Source organism: Pararhizobium sp., assembly GCF_965279435.1.
Taxonomy (GTDB): domain Bacteria; phylum Pseudomonadota; class Alphaproteobacteria; order Rhizobiales; family Rhizobiaceae; genus Pararhizobium.
Genome location: NZ_CBDIHY010000001.1, coordinates 190,794 through 206,826 on the forward strand (window position 1 = coordinate 190,794; position 16,033 = coordinate 206,826).

The 16,033-nt window shown below is 59.1% G+C and carries 10 protein-coding genes, 1 pseudogene and 2 riboswitches; of the genes and pseudogenes, 2 read left to right on the forward strand and 9 right to left on the reverse strand.

The features are described from left to right. Positions 1-34: 34 nt before the first annotated feature. From ACQY8Q_RS00855 to metE, 8 genes and pseudogenes are all read right to left on the reverse strand, one after another. Positions 35-2,614 carry an SH3 domain-containing protein gene (locus tag ACQY8Q_RS00855; RefSeq protein ID WP_428423696.1) on the reverse strand — a complete coding sequence of 860 codons (2,580 nt, stop codon included), beginning with the start codon at positions 2,612-2,614 and terminating at the stop codon, positions 35-37. A 200-nt stretch (positions 2,615-2,814) separates the two neighbouring features. Beyond that, the gene (locus ACQY8Q_RS00860) at positions 2,815-4,575 is read right to left on the reverse strand and encodes a tetratricopeptide repeat protein (RefSeq protein ID WP_428423698.1); all 1,761 of its coding nucleotides are present in this window, start codon (positions 4,573-4,575) and stop codon (positions 2,815-2,817) included. Positions 4,576-4,772: 197 nt separating this feature from the next. Continuing rightward, positions 4,773-5,039, reverse strand: coding sequence for a hypothetical protein (locus ACQY8Q_RS00865; protein WP_428423700.1), 267 nt, complete (start codon positions 5,037-5,039; stop codon positions 4,773-4,775). Between the two features lie 271 nt (positions 5,040-5,310). After that, positions 5,311-6,285 carry a class 1b ribonucleoside-diphosphate reductase subunit beta gene (nrdF, locus tag ACQY8Q_RS00870; protein ID WP_428423702.1) on the reverse strand — a complete coding sequence of 325 codons (975 nt, stop codon included), beginning with the start codon at positions 6,283-6,285 and terminating at the stop codon, positions 5,311-5,313. Between the two features lie 181 nt (positions 6,286-6,466). Then, complete coding sequence (gene nrdE, locus ACQY8Q_RS00875) at positions 6,467-8,620, reverse strand: class 1b ribonucleoside-diphosphate reductase subunit alpha (protein ID WP_428423704.1); 2,154 nt, start codon at positions 8,618-8,620, stop codon at positions 6,467-6,469. Continuing rightward, positions 8,590-9,006: a class Ib ribonucleoside-diphosphate reductase assembly flavoprotein NrdI gene (gene nrdI, locus ACQY8Q_RS00880; RefSeq protein WP_428423706.1), complete on the reverse strand. Its 417-nt coding sequence runs from the start codon at positions 9,004-9,006 to the stop codon at positions 8,590-8,592. Before nrdI ends, nrdE begins: the two co-directional genes overlap by 31 nt. A 17-nt stretch (positions 9,007-9,023) precedes the next feature. After that, entirely contained in the window at positions 9,024-9,254 is a 231-nt protein-coding gene (gene nrdH / locus ACQY8Q_RS00885; RefSeq protein WP_428423708.1) for a glutaredoxin-like protein NrdH, read from the reverse strand. Between the two features lie 258 nt (positions 9,255-9,512). Further along, a riboswitch (cobalamin riboswitch) is annotated at positions 9,513-9,735 on the reverse strand. Positions 9,736-9,952: 217 nt separating this feature from the next. Next, positions 9,953-12,299: pseudogene (metE, locus tag ACQY8Q_RS00890) on the reverse strand (5-methyltetrahydropteroyltriglutamate--homocysteine S-methyltransferase). Between the two features lie 108 nt (positions 12,300-12,407). Continuing rightward, positions 12,408-12,622, reverse strand: a riboswitch (cobalamin riboswitch). Positions 12,623-12,808: 186 nt separating this feature from the next. Between metE and ACQY8Q_RS00895 the strand changes: the two are divergent. Both ACQY8Q_RS00895 and ACQY8Q_RS00900 read left to right on the forward strand, forming a co-directional pair. Continuing rightward, entirely contained in the window at positions 12,809-13,423 is a 615-nt protein-coding gene (locus ACQY8Q_RS00895; protein ID WP_428423710.1) for a TetR/AcrR family transcriptional regulator, read from the forward strand. Between the two features lie 5 nt (positions 13,424-13,428). After that, entirely contained in the window at positions 13,429-14,625 is a 1,197-nt protein-coding gene (locus ACQY8Q_RS00900; RefSeq protein ID WP_428423712.1) for a DUF418 domain-containing protein, read from the forward strand. Positions 14,626-14,687: 62 nt separating this feature from the next. On the opposite strand, the gene ACQY8Q_RS00905 is transcribed toward ACQY8Q_RS00900, so the two are convergent. Next, positions 14,688-15,884 (reverse strand): multidrug effflux MFS transporter, encoded by a 1,197-nt coding sequence (locus ACQY8Q_RS00905; RefSeq protein WP_428423714.1) that lies wholly within the window; start codon positions 15,882-15,884, stop codon positions 14,688-14,690. Positions 15,885-16,033 lie beyond the last annotated feature (149 nt).

Consider the following 16,033-nt stretch of genomic DNA (forward strand, 5'->3'; position numbering starts at 1 on the left):
GGTAACCCCTCCGAACGGCAGATAGATCGGGTGGTCAGCGGCGGCGGAAACCGCCACCTCCATGGAACCCGCCACCGCCGTGGAAGCCCCCGCCCCCGTGGAACCCGCCACCGCCGCCAAAATTACCGCCGCCGTGGAAGCCACCTCCACCGAAACCGCCACCACGCTGGAAATCCCCGCCATCGAACCCGCCCGGTGCCGGACGGCGGATCATGTCCTGTTGGAATGCCCGCTGGTTGCCGATCTGACGGCCGGCGCGATCAAGGCCGAGATTGTCCGGCGCCACCGGGCGGACGCGATTGTTGGTGCGGTTTGCCAGAGGTTTGATGGCATCCTGGTTCTGGCCAATTTTCTGCGCCGCATCCGGATGTTTGGCCGCAAAGTTCTCGCCATGTTGTTTCAGATTGTCGGTCGATGGCTTCTGCACGGGATCCCAGCCGTCAGGCGTATGCTTCTGCCATTGGCCGTTGTCGCGGCGGTAGACGTTGCCATCCCGGCCGGCATAGATGTCACCGCCCTTGCCGCCTGCGACAAAGCCATGGTTGCCATCGGAGTTGCGCCAATGCGCAGCCCCGCCCGCCGCGTTCGTCCCGCCGGCAATATGCGCAAAGTCCGAACCGTTCTTGACGTTGGCCGAGCCCCAGGAACCGTAGACATTGTGGCCGCCCCGCGCCATTACGCCGTTTCCGGTGCGCGGATTATAGGCTGCAATGAAGCCACGCTCGCCAGCCGGGCCAGAAACAGCGCCGCCGCGAATGTAGGTGCCGGTCCGGGGATTATAGGCCGCCCCGCCCGCGATGCCGCGATAGGGACCATAGGCATAGCCGTAGCGTCCGAAGGTTCCGAAAGCCGGATTGTAGAAGGCGCCGACGCCATAGCTCACGGGCCGCGGATAGTACGGGACGTAACCGCCGCCCGCCCAGCCGTAGTCCCAATAGTCGTTATAGGCCCAGCCCGTGCCGTAGACATAGGTATCCCAGGCCAGATAGGCACCGAGATAGCCCATGGTGTAGCCATACCAGACAGCATCCGGTTCCGTCTTGTAAACCCGCACATAGGTGGCGTTGTAGACCGGCGAGGACGGCGGGATTTTGTAGATCTCGTCCGGCACAGCCTTGGCGACTGTGAACGGGCCGGTGGGGCTTGCGCCGACAAACCAGACGCCATCCTTCAAGACGAAATACTGATCGCCGACCTTGATGACCTGTTCGTTGGTATTGACGGCATAGGCAAGCGAGGTGCCCTCAATCGGTTCGAATTTCGGCTCGCCGCTATAAGAGACATCGACCTTCACCGATCCATCGGTAGAGACACGCGCCGTTTGCGGAATGCTGGCCTTCAGCCGCGCCTCGGCATTTTCCGATGTTCCCGGTACCGATGCACGCACTGCATAATAGGGCGCATCATCTGGAATGTTCTGGAAATCGGCCGGCAGGTTCGGCGTCGCAAATGTCCAGGGACCATCGAGCGATGCAGCGGAGAACCAGCGGCCGGAGAGAAGCACATACCATTGCTTGCCATTATCGTCATAGAACAAGTCACCGGCCGAATTCGACGCCCATTTCAGCGCAGTGCCCTTGACGGGCTCCAGCTTCGGCTCGCCTTCGAACTGGATCAGCTCGGCCGGCGTTTCCGAATAGACCACCTTTGGCAGTTTGTAGCCTTCCACCGCTGTCAGCGGAATGGCCGTTCGGGCTGCCTTCCAGCTGTCGTCATCGGGAAGCTTCGTCAATGCGTCTGGAAGCGATGTCGCGATCTGCCAGGCGCCGGCCGGGTCCTTGGAGGTCAGCCAGGTCTTGTCATCGCGCAGATAATAGCTCTTGTCGGCGTCGGCCTGAAACAGGTCCCAATTGGTGTTGACCGCAAACGACAGCCCGGTCACGCCCTTCACCGGAGCGAGCACGAGTTTGCCGTCCGTCTGCAGCAAGATAGCCGGCGTCTCACTGATGAAGATCGGTGGCGGATCGGATTTCAGCCCTTTTATGTCGTCCATACGCTGATAGTCGGCAAGGCTGGCGGTCAGGCGTTCCTCGGGATAGGTCAGATTGCCCGTCGGCATCAGCTTGCCGATTTCCAGCGACAGATCGGAAATCTGCTTGCGGTCGAGCGCCGAGAAATTGATCTCCGTGGCTTTGATATTGCTGAGGATGACGGTACCAGCATCCGCATCGGACACGGTGTCGGCGCTGACGCCGATGACGCCGAAGATCGGCTTTGCATCCTTGGTCGGCTTATATTCCGTGGCGATGAGCGCCGAGAGTGTGGAGAAATCCTTCCAGTCGGTGATCTGCGGCTGATAGAGCGTGATCTCCGCGCCGCCATCCGTGGTGTAGACCCGCGGCCAGCCCGGGCGGTCCGTCGTCGCGTCGGCTTGGTTGAGATACTTGCCATTGACGAAACCCTGTTCGCCCTTGACGGAAACCGCGCACCAGGCACCGCTATCGTCGCACTCGCCGAGATCGACGGTGGTTCCCTCGACAAGCTGTGCGAGGGAACCGAACCCTGTGCCCGGGCCTGAGCGAAAATTCACATTCGCCGTGGTGACCGCAGGTGCCGCGAGCGCGGAGCCGGCCGTCAATGCGGCGGTCATGAGTGCAAAACCAAATCTGACCATCGTTCTCATCCTTGTCATGGGCCTCGTCGTGAGCATTGAGTGTCGCCGCTAAAATCCGGGCAGGCATGGAAACAGACTTGGAAGCCTTGCACGATGGCGCGCTGAAACAAGTACGTTACAGTTACTTTTGCGAAATCGAGGGCATGCGGCGGGCGGTGCCCTGAATGCAGGCTACACCACTTGCCAAACGGACTGCGGTCTCAGGATTTTTTTGGCGCCGCCTTCAGCACACCGATTTCGAGAAGGTCGGTCAGCTCCGGCGTGAAATAACGCGCCCGCATGCTCTTGCGGAATGCGACGTCGAAATCGGCGCGACCCGCCCCGAGACTGGCCAGGGCCAATCGTGCGTCATCCGTTCTTCCCAACTGGCCGGCAGCAGCGGCCAGAACCGCATGCACCACGTAATCACCAGACATCTTCAGCTGCTGTGACAGTGCCAGCGCAACGTCGAAACGGCCAAGCCGGTAAGCATTCAGCGCGCGGGTCAACAGGCTGTCGGATGCAATATTCCGGGCCATCTGCGCTGACCGCACAGCAAGTCCGGCGCCTTCTTCCCAACGGCCGGCGGTAAAGAGGTAAAGCCCCAGCCGCGCGGCGATATCGCTGTTGTTGGGATTAAGTGCGATCGCCGCATATCCCGTCTCGATCGCCGCCTCGACCTGACCGGAGCGAAACTGGCTGATCATCAGCGCATATTTGCTGCGGTCGGAAAACGGCGCGAGCTTCACCGCATCGGCGGCCAGCTCATAGGCGCGATCGGAGACCTCCGTCGGCGCTTCGACCGGGTCCTGTGCGAGAAGGACAATTGCCAGTTCCGCCTTGGCACCGGCGTCATTGGGCGTGATAGCCAAAGTCTGTTCCAGGCAGCTGCGGGCATCGACGATCCCCGCTTCGTCGCCACGGTCGCCCGCAGCTATTGCTCTCAGGATACAGCCGTTTCCGAGCGAGGGTGCATTGAGTTCATGGAGTGTTTCGATGGTGTTGATGACGCCACGGGTCCCGACAAGCGTCCGTGCCAGCCGGTTTGCCAGGCTCTGGCTTGCAGGCAAGGCAACCGCATCCGGCAGTGACGCATCCTCGATCCCCGACAGCAGGATTTCCCCGGTGGACGCATCCGTCACCTGCCACCAGACAAAGATCTGGTTGCCCTTCCCTTCATATTTAAGAACGATGCGATAGTCATCGGCCACCCGCTGCCCCCTGAGCGCCGATACAAGTTTTGGAGCAGTCCATTCACCCAAAGACGCCGTCACCGTATGATCAACGGTCGAGGCAAGCCGGACGGTCTGGAACTGCGAGATCGCCACTGCAAGGTAATCCCGGATCTTTTCAACGTCCTGTTCCGGTGTGTCTGTATCACCGCTGAACGCTATGGAAACCAAGGGTTTCTGCCTCAATGCGTTATGCTTCCAGGCGTCCAGACCTATCGTCAACACATATGTGGCAAGGCCGATGCCGACCAGCAACCACGCCAAGGCGAGCCGCGTGTTGGCTCCCCAAAACCGCCTGCCTGAGCTCTCTTCCACGCTCGCAGCCTGAGCCGACACATCCGGCTCAGCGGCTTCGGCAGACGGGCTAGCCATCTCGTTTGGCGCCATGCGGGTGAAGACGGGAACATACCGACCGCGCGGCAGATCGACACGAATACCGGTGTCGCTTCCGTGGGCGTCATAATATTGTGTCAGCGCGGCGCGCAACCGGGTTGCTTCGATACGCACGATCGGGTCAACCGACGGATCGAAATTGGCTGGGCGGCCGAACACATCGACCGCGATCGCATAAGCCTTGATAGCCTCGGCCCTACCCTCGAAAAATTCGGAGGCGATGAAGCGGAGAAAATTTCTGTTGCGTTCGGGAGATTGAAAACGGGAATCCGTCAGCAGCCGGTCGATCTCGGCCTGCGCCTTCCCCTGGTCGATATGTTCGCAGAATGATCGCTCGATTTTACGCTCGCCGCTCATACCCGCCCCCAAGTCTTCAACCTGAGGTCACATTAGCACACGGAATTGGCACAGCAGTCAAACGCTCTTTGCTGAAGAACTGTGTCCGCAAACGCTAAAAATTCTATTGACTGTTTCAAAAGTAATAATGGAGCGCAGAAACGTCCCACTTTGAGGCAAGGCAAAAAAGAGGACAAACAACAGTATAGACCGATTTCTCAACGCAGCTTGTTTGGCGCAAGCAGACAGATCGCGATCACCTCGTCCTCGATTTCGCTGCACAACGTTTCGTATTCACGAATGATCGCATTATCGACGTTGGGATCTCTCCTCAATGTATCGAGCGTGGAGCTTGCATCGTGAAAAGCGTCGCAAAGAGTGAGCAGACTTGCATTGCGCGCGCTGAGTATCTGAAGCTGGCCGCGCAGGGCAGGCAACTTCAGCATCAGCTTCCACAATCCTTTTTGCGCCGTGCCGGTCGACATCGATCTCGTACCTGGTTTGGTAGGCGGATGTATATCTGTCGGTTCGAATTCACCCATTCGAGTGGGCCATACCCCAAATGAGGGCTATAGCATATATTGCCGTTTTCCCGGGCGCTGGGGAGTACGTTACAGTTACAATCGCCACGGAATACGAACAGGCACGGCGGTGTCACCGCGAACCGCATAAAAATACCGGCAAACGCTGCCGGTATTCTTCAATTCTGGGTATAGCGCAGATAGCGGGACCGGCCGGCCTCCAATCCCGTTTCACTCAGAAATCCCAGTCGTCGTCTTCTGTCGCAACGGCCTTGCCGATGACGTAGGACGAGCCGGAGCCGGAGAAGAAGTCGTGGTTCTCGTCGGCATTCGGCGATAGCGCCGAGAGGATCGCCGGATTGACCTTGCAGGCTTCGGCTGGAAACAGCGCCTCGTAGCCGAGATTCATCAACGCCTTATTGGCGTTGTAATGCAGGAATTTCTTGACGTCCTCGGTCAGGCCAACGCCGTCATAGAGCGTTTCGGTATATTTGGCCTCGTTGTCATAAAGCTCGAACAGAAGTTCGTAGGCAAAGTCCTTGATCTCCTGCCGTTTTTCCGTGCTCAACCGCTCCAGCCCCTTCTGGAACTTGTAGCCGATATAATAGCCGTGCACCGCCTCGTCGCGGATGATCAGGCGGATCATGTCGGCGGTATTCGTCAGCTTTGCCCGGCTCGACCAGAACATCGGCAGGTAGAAGCCGGAATAGAACAGGAAGCTCTCCAAAAAGACGCTGGCGACCTTGCGCTTCAGCGGATCGGGATTGCGATACTGTTCGAGGATCAGCGTCGACTTCCTCTGCAGATGCTCATTTTCCTCCGACCAGCGATAGGCGTCATCGACATCCGGCGTCGAGCAGAGCGTCGAGAAGATCGAGGAATAGGAACGGGCATGCACCGCTTCCATGAAGGAGATGTTGGAATAAACAGCTTCCTCATGCTGGGTGATCGCATCCTCCATCAGTTTTGGCGCGCCGATGCTGGTCTGGATCGTGTCGAGCAGCGTCAGCCCGGTGAAGACGCGGATCGTCAGTTGCTGCTCTTCCGGCCGCAACGTCGCCCAGGATGGAATATCGTTGGAAAGCGGCACCTTTTCCGGCAGCCAGAAATTTCCCGTCAGCCGGTTCCAGACTTCCAGGTCCTTGTCGTCCTCGATGCGGTTCCAGTTGATGGCGCACACGCGCGAAACTGGCTTGATGGCGATGTTCATGGGATGTCTTTCTTCAACAAAATCTTACAGGGTGCCTGGCCCCCTCACCCTGCCCTCTCCCCAAGGGGAGAGGGGAACCTCGCGCTAGCCGCTTGTCTCTTCTCCCCATCGGGGAGAAGGTGCCGGCAGGCGGATGAGGGGGCTCCGGGCTCAAGCGTGACTGAAACGGCAGCGCCTCAAATCACAAACTGCACGACACGCAGCCCTGCACCTCGGTGCCGGACAACGCCATCTGGCGAAGGCGGATGTAGTAGATCGTCTTGATGCCTTTCTTCCAGGCATAGATCTGCGCCTTGTTGATATCGCGCGTCGTTGCCGTATCGCGGAAGAACAGGGTCAGCGACAGGCCCTGATCGACATGCTGGGTCGCTGCCGCATAGGTGTTGATGATCTTATCAGGCCCGATCTCATAGGCATCCTGATAGTAGTCGAGATTGTCATTGGTCATGAACGGTGCCGGATAGTAGACGCGGCCGATCTTGCCTTCTTTGCGGATCTCGATCTTCGAGACGATCGGATGGATCGAGGAGGTCGAATGGTTGATATAGGAGATCGACCCGGTTGGCGGCACGGCCTGGAGGTTCTGGTTGTAGAGCCCCGTTGCCATGACGTCCTTCTTCAGGGAAAGCCAGTCTTCCTGCGTCGGGATGTGGATGCCGGCGGTCTCGAACAGTTCAAGCACACGTCCGGTCGCCGGCACCCATTCCTGTTCCGTATATTTGTCGAAATAGTCGCCGGACGCATATTTCGAGTTTTCGAAGCCCTTGAAGCTCGATCCACGCTCGACGGCGATCCGGTTCGAAGCGCGAATGGCGTGATAAGTCACCGTGTAGAAGTACATATTGGTAAAATCGACGCCTTCTTCCGAGCCATAGTAAATGCGCTCGCGAGCGAGATAGCCGTGCAGGTTCATCTGGCCGAGACCGATGGCGTGGCTGTCGTCGTTGCCTTTCTCGATCGAGGGAACCGAGGAGATATGGCTCATGTCGGAAACGGCGGTCAGCGCCCGGATCGACGTTTCAATGGTCTTGCCGAAATCGGATGAGTCCATCGCCGCTGCAATGTTCAGCGAGCCGAGATTGCAGGAAATGTCCTTGCCCATATGCTTGTAGGAAAGGTCGTCATTATATTCGCTGGCTTCGCTCACCTGCAGGATTTCCGAGCAGAGATTGCTCATGGTGATGCGGCCGGCGATCGGGTTGGCCCGGTTCACCGTGTCCTCGAACATGATGTAGGGATAGCCGCTCTCGAACTGGATTTCGGCCAACACCTGGAAGAATTCGCGGGCCTTGATCTTCTTCTTGGAAATGCGGGCATCGTCCGCCATCTCGCGGTACTTTTCGGTCACCGAGATTTCGGTGAACGGCACGCCGTAGACGCGTTCCACGTCATAGGGCGAAAACAGGTACATGTCCTCGTTGTTCTTCGCCAGTTCGAAGGTGATGTCCGGAACGACGACGCCGAGCGACAGCGTCTTGATGCGGATCTTCTCGTCGGCGTTTTCGCGCTTGGTATCGAGGAAGCGCATGATGTCGGGGTGATGGGCGTTCAGATAGACGGCCCCTGCCCCCTGGCGGGCGCCAAGCTGATTGGCATAGGAGAAACTGTCTTCCAGAAGCTTCATCACCGGAATGATGCCGGATGACTGGTTTTCGATCTGCTTGATCGGGGCACCAGCCTCGCGGATATTGGTGAGCGACAGCGCAACGCCACCGCCGCGCTTCGACAGTTGCAGCGCTGAATTGATGCCACGGGCGATCGATTCCATATTGTCTTCGACGCGCAGCAGGAAGCAGGAGACAAGCTCGCCGCGCTGCTTCTTGCCGGCATTGAGGAAGGTCGGCGTCGCCGGCTGGAACCGGCCGGAAATGATCTCGTCGACCATGTCGCGGGCCGTCGCCTCGTTGCCCTGCGCCAGCGCCAGCGCCACCATGCAGATACGGTCCTCGTAGCGCTCGAGATAGCGCTTTCCGTCGAAGGTCTTCAGCGTGTAGCTGGTGTAATACTTGAAGGCGCCGAGAAAGGTCGGGAAACGGAATTTCTTCGCATAGGCGTGATCATAGAGGTCGCGCACGAAGTTGAACGAATACTGGTCGAGAACCTCGCGCTCGTAATAGCCTTCGGTCACCAGATAATCGAGCTTCTCCCTCAGATTATGGAAGAACACGGTGTTCTGATTGACGTGCTGGAGAAAATACTGCTTGGCAGCCAGCCGGTCCTTGTCCAGCTGGATTTTCCCCTCGTCGTCATAGAGGTTCAGCATCGCGTTCAGCGCGTGATAGTCAATCGCGGTTTCCGTCGCCTTCAAAGGGCGTTCGAGCGTTGAGACGTCCAAAATCGTTCCAATCCATTGATGACATTGGCGACGTCCTCGTCCGTACCCAGAAGCTCGAACCTGTAGAGGTACGGCACCCGGCATTTATCCGAGATGACATTGCCCGCGAGACCGAACGTCTCGCCGAAATTGCTGTTTCCGGCAGCGATCACGCCCCGGATGAGGGATCGGTTGTCCGCATTGTTGAGAAAGCGGATTACCTGCTTGGGAACAGCGCCCTTGCCGTCATCGCCGCAATAGGTCGGCAGGATGAGGACGAAGGGCTCGCGCACATCGGGCGTTTCCGCGCCACTGCTGACGGGAATACGGGCCGATTTCAAACCGAGCTTGGCGACGAAGCGATGGGTATTTCCCGACAGGCTGGAATAATAGACGATCAGGCCCATCGCTTGTCCATCCGCACTCAGGCCGCGCTCAGGAAAGCGCTGATCTTGTCCGGACGGAATCCAGCCCAATGGTCTTGGCCCGCAATCACCACCGGAACCTGCTGGTAGCCGAGGCCGATCACCTTTGCGAAGGCGTCCTCATCCTTGGAAATATCGACGACCTGATAGTCGATGCCTTCACGATCGAGCGCGCGATAGGTCGCGGTGCACTGGACGCAGGAAGGCTTGCTGTAGACGGTAATGTTCATGACGTTCCTCGTGGTCTGTGATGTTGCGGGCACACGAAAGGCTCCGAGCCGCTGCACGCGGATCCGATCGTGGGGTCTTGCATTGCGATGCTGCGAGAGGTTAGGCCTGCGCCGCCGATCCCGCATCTTTTGGTCTGCGAATTCGATTGACTGACATGCCTTCACCCCGAAGCTTTTTTGGCGGGCATCGGAAGAACGCAATCCAAAGCGGAATCATTCCGCTCGACATCACGCGACCTTCCGGGCACCCCGCCCGTGGACGTTTTTTTGTTTAAGGCAGGTCTCCTGGCTTGCGGGTCGTGGCGTCCATTCCGCCTTCCCGAAGCATGAGGCTTCAGTGACTTGAAATGAAACAGACGCTCGCCGCTGACAGTTGCGGGGGCAGCTCCGGATTTGCCCGGCCAGAAAGGCCAAACGCACCGTATTCCCTCTTAGCCTCCAAACCTTGCGACTCGGAGGAACCTTGAACACTAGATATAGTATACGACAGGAAAATAACGTCAATGTGTAGATGCCGGAAACGCACTCCACGACGCATAATTTTTCCGGCATTGTGGATAATGGGGAGTTAATGCGAAACGCGGCAATCGGCTGTGGATAGCTCGGGGGCTGCCGGGGACAACCGGATTTTTCCGGATTATGCCATGCGCGCGGAAAGCGCCGGGATTGCCGGCGCCTTCCTTCATGCCGCTCGGATACTACAAATTGACCGCCCGGCCGCGCTCAAGGCCGGCACGCAACCGGGCTGCTGCGGCAACCATATTGACGAGCGCCGGCTTGACCTCTTCCCATTTGCGCGTCTTCAGGCCGCAATCCGGATTGACCCAGATCTGTCCGGCAACCAGCCCTTCGCTGGCCTTGTCCAGCAGCTCGACCATCTCCTCGACGGCGGGTACCCGCGGCGAGTGGATATCGTAGACGCCCGGCCCGATCTCGTTTGGATAACCGCGGCCAGTAAAGGCGGACAGCAACTCCATCTTTGAACGGGAGGTCTCGATCGAGATCACATCTGCATCCATGGCGGCGATGGCCGGCATGATGTCGTTGAACTCCGAGTAGCACATATGCGTATGGATCTGTGTCTCGTCGGAAACCCCAGTTGAGCAAAGGTGGAAGCTCTCGACGGCCCAATCGAGATAGGCCTTCCAGTCCGCCCGGCGCAGCGGCAGCCCTTCGCGCAGGGCAGCCTCATCGATCTGGATCATGGCAGCGCCAGCCTCGGCGAGATCATGAACCTCGTCGCGAATGGCGAGGGCGACCTGCTTGCAAACCGTGCTGCGTGGAAGATCGTCGCGGACGAATGACCAGTTGAGGATCGTCACCGGTCCGGTCAGCATGCCCTTGACGGTCTTTGCCGTCAGCGACTGCGCATATTTCCACCAGGCAACCGTCATCGGGTTCGGGCGTGAAACATCGCCGTAGATGATCGGCGGCCGGACATAGCGCGAACCGTAGCTCTGCACCCAGGCGTGCTGGGTAAAGGCAAAGCCGGAAAGCTGTTCACCGAAATACTGCACCATGTCGTTGCGCTCGAACTCGCCGTGCACGAGCACGTCGATGCCAATCTCTTCCTGCCAGCGGATCGCCTGCTCAGTCTCGCGCTCGAGAAAGGCCTGGTAATCCACATAAGAGAGCTCGCCCTTTGAATGCTTTGAGCGGGCCTTGCGCACGTCCGCCGTCTGTGGAAACGAACCGATCGTCGTCGTCGGAAACAAAGGCAGACGTAGTCTCTGCTGCTGTAGCTTCTGCCGTTTCGCAAAGGGCGACGTGCGCTTCAGCATGCCGGCATCAACCTGCTTCAGGCGGCCTGCGACCAGCGGATCATGCACCTTGACCGAGGTCAGACGCGCATTCGCTGCCGCAATCGAGGTTGCGAAGACCTGGGCGGCCTGGGCGCTACCCGCATCGAATGCCTTTGCCAGCACGGCAAGTTCATCGAGTTTCTGGGTCGCGAAGGCGAGCCAAGGAAACCAGTTCCGGATCGAGCGCCGTTTCAAGGGCAAGGTCGATCGGCACATGCAGAAGAGACGAGGAAGGTGCCAGCTGCACCTTGCCGTGTCCATGCGCCTCGATCAGCGGCTGGATGCGCTTGAACAGGCCGGCGAGATCCGCGCGCCAGACATTGCGTCCATCGATGACACCAAGCGACAGGATCAGATCCGCCGGCGCCTTGTCGATCAGCACGGCGGCCTGTTGCGGCGCCCGCACCAGATCGACATGCAGACCAGCGACCGGCAGTTTCAGCGCTGTCTCAAGATTGTCACCGATCGCGCCAAAATAGGTTGCCAGCATCACCTTGAGGCCGGGGGCCGCGTGGCGAAGCGTCTGATAGGCATGCGCGAAAGCGGCACGCTCGGCATCGGAAAGGTCGAGCACGAGGCAAGGCTCATCGATCTGCACCCAATCGACAGCGGCTTCCGCCAGTTCATTGAGCAGCTTGGCATAGACCGGCAGCAACCGGTCGAGCAGGCTGACCGGGGACACGCCGTCCTGCGCCGCCTTGCCGAGTTTGAGGAATGTCAGCGGCCCGAGAATAACCGGACGGGTGTGAATACCCAGCGCCTTTGCCTCAAGAAAGGCTTCGAGCGGCCGGTTGTGGGTCAGTTCGAACGCCTGATCAACGGTGAATTCCGGCACCATGTAGTGATAGTTGGTATCGAACCACTTGGTCATCTCAAGGGCGGGAACACCGTGACTGTGTTCGGCATGACCGCAGCTTGCGTGTCCGCCACTCTCGCTACCGCGTGCCATGGCAAAATAGGTGTCGAGATCGACCGGACCGCCCGTCCAGCCATAGGCCGCCGGAATGGCGCCGACCATGACGGCGGTGTCGAGAACATGGTCATAAAGCGAAAAATCGTTGGAGGGGATGACAGCGATCCCCTTGTCTTTCTGGAGGTTCCAGTTTTTTGCCCTGAGGCCCTTGGCAGTGGTGAGCAGATCTTCTGCGCCCGATTTGCCGGCCCAATAGCTTTCCAGCGCAAACTTCAGTTCGCGCCTGGCCCCGATCCTGGGAAATCCCAGGTTTGCTGTGGTGATGGTCATTTTCCTTACCCCGATTGTTAAGGGCAAGGCACTGGCGGACGCGTTGCGTGTCGAACGGTAGACATGGGCTGCCGTTTCGCAAAGCGGCACACCGGGACACCCCGCCCGTGGACGTTATCTATCGCGGCAGGTCTCCTGGCTTGCGGGTCATCGTCGCTGTCCGGTCTTCCCAGGGCATTCGCGTCCCAGTGACTTTAGGTAGACAGAAACTCGCCGCTTACAGTTGCGGGGGCAGCTCCGGCATGGACACCTTGCAGTATCGCACCGAATTCCCTCTTAGCTCCGGATGCGAACTCCGGAGAACCACGATCTCATTACCATGCGTCAAGCAGGAAGCTCAGTCAAGAGACATAAAGGAATGCTTATGTCTTTAATTGAATTCTCGCGCCTTTAAAACCCGCACCCCTCGCACGGCGCTCGCCTACCCACCCGGACCCGCTGGTAGCGATTGACATTCTCGCACAATTAATAGATAGAGTAATCAGTCTAATAATTAGTGAGCAGTTCTGATGCGCAAAATCGATCCTGAAAAATATACTGAACGCCGCAAGACAATCATTGATGCGGCAACAGCCTGCTTCGCCCAGAAGGGGTTTCACGGCACCAGCACCGCGGAAATTTGCGCTGCCGCCGGGATGAGCCCCGGCAATCTCTTTCACTATTTTCCAAACAAGCAGGCGATCATCATCGCCATCGTCGATCAGGAAGGTGTCGCGCTGGCCGCCTGTTTCGAAGAGATCGATCAGCAGAGCGATCTCTATGCAGCCCTTGTCGCCTTCATGGACATGGTGCTCGATCTCGCTGCCGATCCGGCCTTCGCAAGCCTGATGCTCGAAATTGCCGCAGAAGCCACGCGTGAGGGAGAAATCCGCAGCCGCGTTGAGCGTAACGACAAGATCCTGCGTGAAGCACTTCAAGTTTTGCTGCGAGAGGCCGCAAAACGCGGCCAGATCGACCAGGCGCTTGACGTCCCAGGCGCGACCGTCTGGATCGCTGCGTTGATCGACGGCATCTTCAGCCGGATTGCCGTCGATCCGGACTTCCGGCCGCTGCAGAACAAGCAGATGATGCACACGCTGCTCGACCGTTTCCTGCGCCACGGCCTGAATACCGGAGCGATTTGACCGTCATGCTCCATCAAACAATCTCCGAGGAGCGCATCCTCGACGTCGATTCCGTGCGCGGTTTCGCCCTGTTCGGCATCCTGATCGTCAATATCTGCGCCTTCCTGTCTCCTTTTTACGGTGCTTCGGTGGTTGACCCATTCTTCACGTCGGAACTGGATATGGCGGTCCGCTTCCTCATCGCCTTTCTGTTCGAAATGAAATTCTACCTGCTGTTCTCGTTCCTGTTCGGCTACAGCTTCACCCTGCAGATGCAGTCGGCCGAGAAGTCCGGAGCGGCGTTTCTGCCACGCATTCTGCGGCGCCAGGCCGCTCTTTGGGTGATCGGTCTTCTGCATGCCGTGCTGCTTTTCCACGGCGATATCCTGACGACCTATGCGGTGCTTGGCGCCCTGCTTCTTGCCTTCCGGCAAGCGCCGGAGGCAAAGATACTCAGGCTCGCCAAAGTGCTGATCATCGCCACGGCGCTGCTTTGGGCTTGCCTCGGCCTTATGCAAATATTGCTGCCATCCGCCGTCGATTTCTCGACGTCGCTGAGTGACGCCACCAGGATCATGGCAGCCTATCGCGAGACGCCGGGCACCGTGATTGCGCAACATCTGCGCGATCTCAGCGAAATCTGGCTGGTCACCGGCGCCATGCAGGCACCGTGTGCCTTCGCCATGTTCCTGGCCGGCATGGCAGCGGGCAAAAGACGCATGCTGGCCGATTTCAAAACCTACGCACCGTTTTACGCCCGAATGCTGCGGATCGGCCTGCTCGTCGGCCTTCCGGCTTCGGCGCTCTATGCTTATGGCGCCGTCTATCTGGTTGGCACCGGTTGGGATGTGCTGGGGCTGGCGCTCGGTATTCTGCTTGGGCCCTTTCTGACCGCAGCTTACCTCGCCGGTATGATGATGCTGTTCCAGCACAAAGCCGGTCGGCCATTGGCGGCAGCGCTGGCGCCAGCGGGCCGCATGACTCTGTCCAACTATCTGCTGCAATCCCTGATCTGCGCAGTCCTGTTCCACGCTTACGGCTTCAGGCTGATGGGGCAATGGTCGCCGCTGGCCGGCCTGCTTGCGGCTGCGGCGATCTTCGTGCTGCAGTTGATGCTCAGCCGTTGGTGGATGGCGCGTTTCGCCTATGGCCCGCTGGAATGGGGGCTGCGTGCCATCACTATCGCCGCTTGGCCGAAATGGCGGAGAACCAAAGCTGTCTGAACAACAAAGGCCCGGAGTATCGCCCCGGGCCTTTGTTGTTGCGTATCCCTGCGACCGGCCGCTTACTCGGCAGCGGCAACCGCGCGGCGGCCGATGGTGGCCTGGGTGAGCAGCAATGCACCAACGGCGCAGAGCGCGATGCCCATCGCCATCGGCACGGCGGTGCCATCGAAGAACACCGATGCGATGACCATGGCGACGGCTGCGGTGACAAAATGCAGCGTTCCCATCAGCGACGATGCTGTGCCAGCGATCTCACCATGATCTTCCAACGCCAGCACAGCACTGGTCGGAATGACGAGGCCGAGGAAGCCGTAACCGACGAACAGGAACGCGGCCATCACCGGAAGCTGATTGAAGCCGAGGCTCATGACGATCGCCATCGCCGCCATGGTCAAGGCAAAAGCCGTCACCGCGATGCGCATGACGCGGACAAGCCCAAACCGCTCGCCGAACCAGCCGGTCGCCTGCGACACCGCGAAGAACGACACGGCATTGATGGAGAAGGCGAAGCTGTATTGCGTCGGCGTCAGCCCGTAATAATCGATCAGCACGAAAGGCGAGTTGGCGAGATAGACAAGGAAACTGGAAATACCGAGGCCACCGATGAAGGTCAGCGTCAGAAAATTCTTGTCCCTGAGCAGCAGGCCGTAAGCCGCCATGGCGCTGCGCAGACCGCTTTCGGCGCGATGTTCTTTGGGACGGGTTTCCTGCAGCTGCGTTGCCAGCAGGATGAGGCCGATGAAGGCGGCGATCATCACGGCCCAGAACACGCCGCGCCAGCCGTAGAACTCGATGACGGCGCTGCCGGTCAGCGGTGCTAGGATCGGCGAGATGCTGAACACCAACATCAAGAGCGACATCAGGCGGGCGGCCTGTACGCCGGTGTGCATGTCGCGGACAATGGCGCGCGGGATGACCATGCCGGCTGCTCCGCCGATGCCTTGAAGGAAGCGGAAGGCAATCAGCGTTTCGATATCGCTTGCCAGCGCACAGCCGATGCTGGCGAGCGCGAAGATGCCGATACCGATGTAAAGCGGTGCCTTGCGGCCCCACATGTCGGACAGCGGGCCATAGACCAGCTGCGACAGTGCAAACGAGATGAAGAAGGCAAGCAGGCTCAGCTGCACGATATGGTTCTCGGCACCCAGATCCTGCCCGATCGAGGGCAGCGCCGGCAGGTACATGTCAATGGCGAAGGGGCCGATGGCCGACAGCAGGCCGAGGATGAGCGCAGTCCGGAAGAAGGAAGACGTCATGGGGTCATCTTTCAGAAAACGGCAGCACAAAACCGGACCGGTGTCGCGCCGCGTTGCTCTCAAGGTTTCAATGTAATCGCTGCCAGCGGATCGCGCGGTGATTGGGAGATTCATCGGCGGCTTGGCAGGCAGTGTCAATATAATTGGAC

What these genes read in the sequence shown, in the direction of transcription:
- ACQY8Q_RS00855 (WP_428423696.1), bottom strand. Translation starts at nt 2,614, where the DNA reads ATGGTCAGATTTGGTTTTGCACTCATGACCGCCGCATTGACGGCCGGC.
- ACQY8Q_RS00860 (WP_428423698.1), bottom strand. Translation starts at nt 4,575, where the DNA reads ATGAGCGGCGAGCGTAAAATCGAGCGATCATTCTGCGAACATATCGAC.
- ACQY8Q_RS00865 (WP_428423700.1), bottom strand. Translation starts at nt 5,039, where the DNA reads ATGTCGACCGGCACGGCGCAAAAAGGATTGTGGAAGCTGATGCTGAAG.
- nrdF (WP_428423702.1), bottom strand. Translation starts at nt 6,285, where the DNA reads ATGAACATCGCCATCAAGCCAGTTTCGCGCGTGTGCGCCATCAACTGG.
- nrdI (WP_428423706.1), bottom strand. Translation starts at nt 9,006, where the DNA reads ATGGGCCTGATCGTCTATTATTCCAGCCTGTCGGGAAATACCCATCGC.
- nrdH (WP_428423708.1), bottom strand. Translation starts at nt 9,254, where the DNA reads ATGAACATTACCGTCTACAGCAAGCCTTCCTGCGTCCAGTGCACCGCG.
- ACQY8Q_RS00895 (WP_428423710.1), top strand. Translation starts at nt 12,809, where the DNA reads ATGCGCAAAATCGATCCTGAAAAATATACTGAACGCCGCAAGACAATC.
- ACQY8Q_RS00900 (WP_428423712.1), top strand. Translation starts at nt 13,429, where the DNA reads ATGCTCCATCAAACAATCTCCGAGGAGCGCATCCTCGACGTCGATTCC.
- ACQY8Q_RS00905 (WP_428423714.1), bottom strand. Translation starts at nt 15,884, where the DNA reads ATGACGTCTTCCTTCTTCCGGACTGCGCTCATCCTCGGCCTGCTGTCG.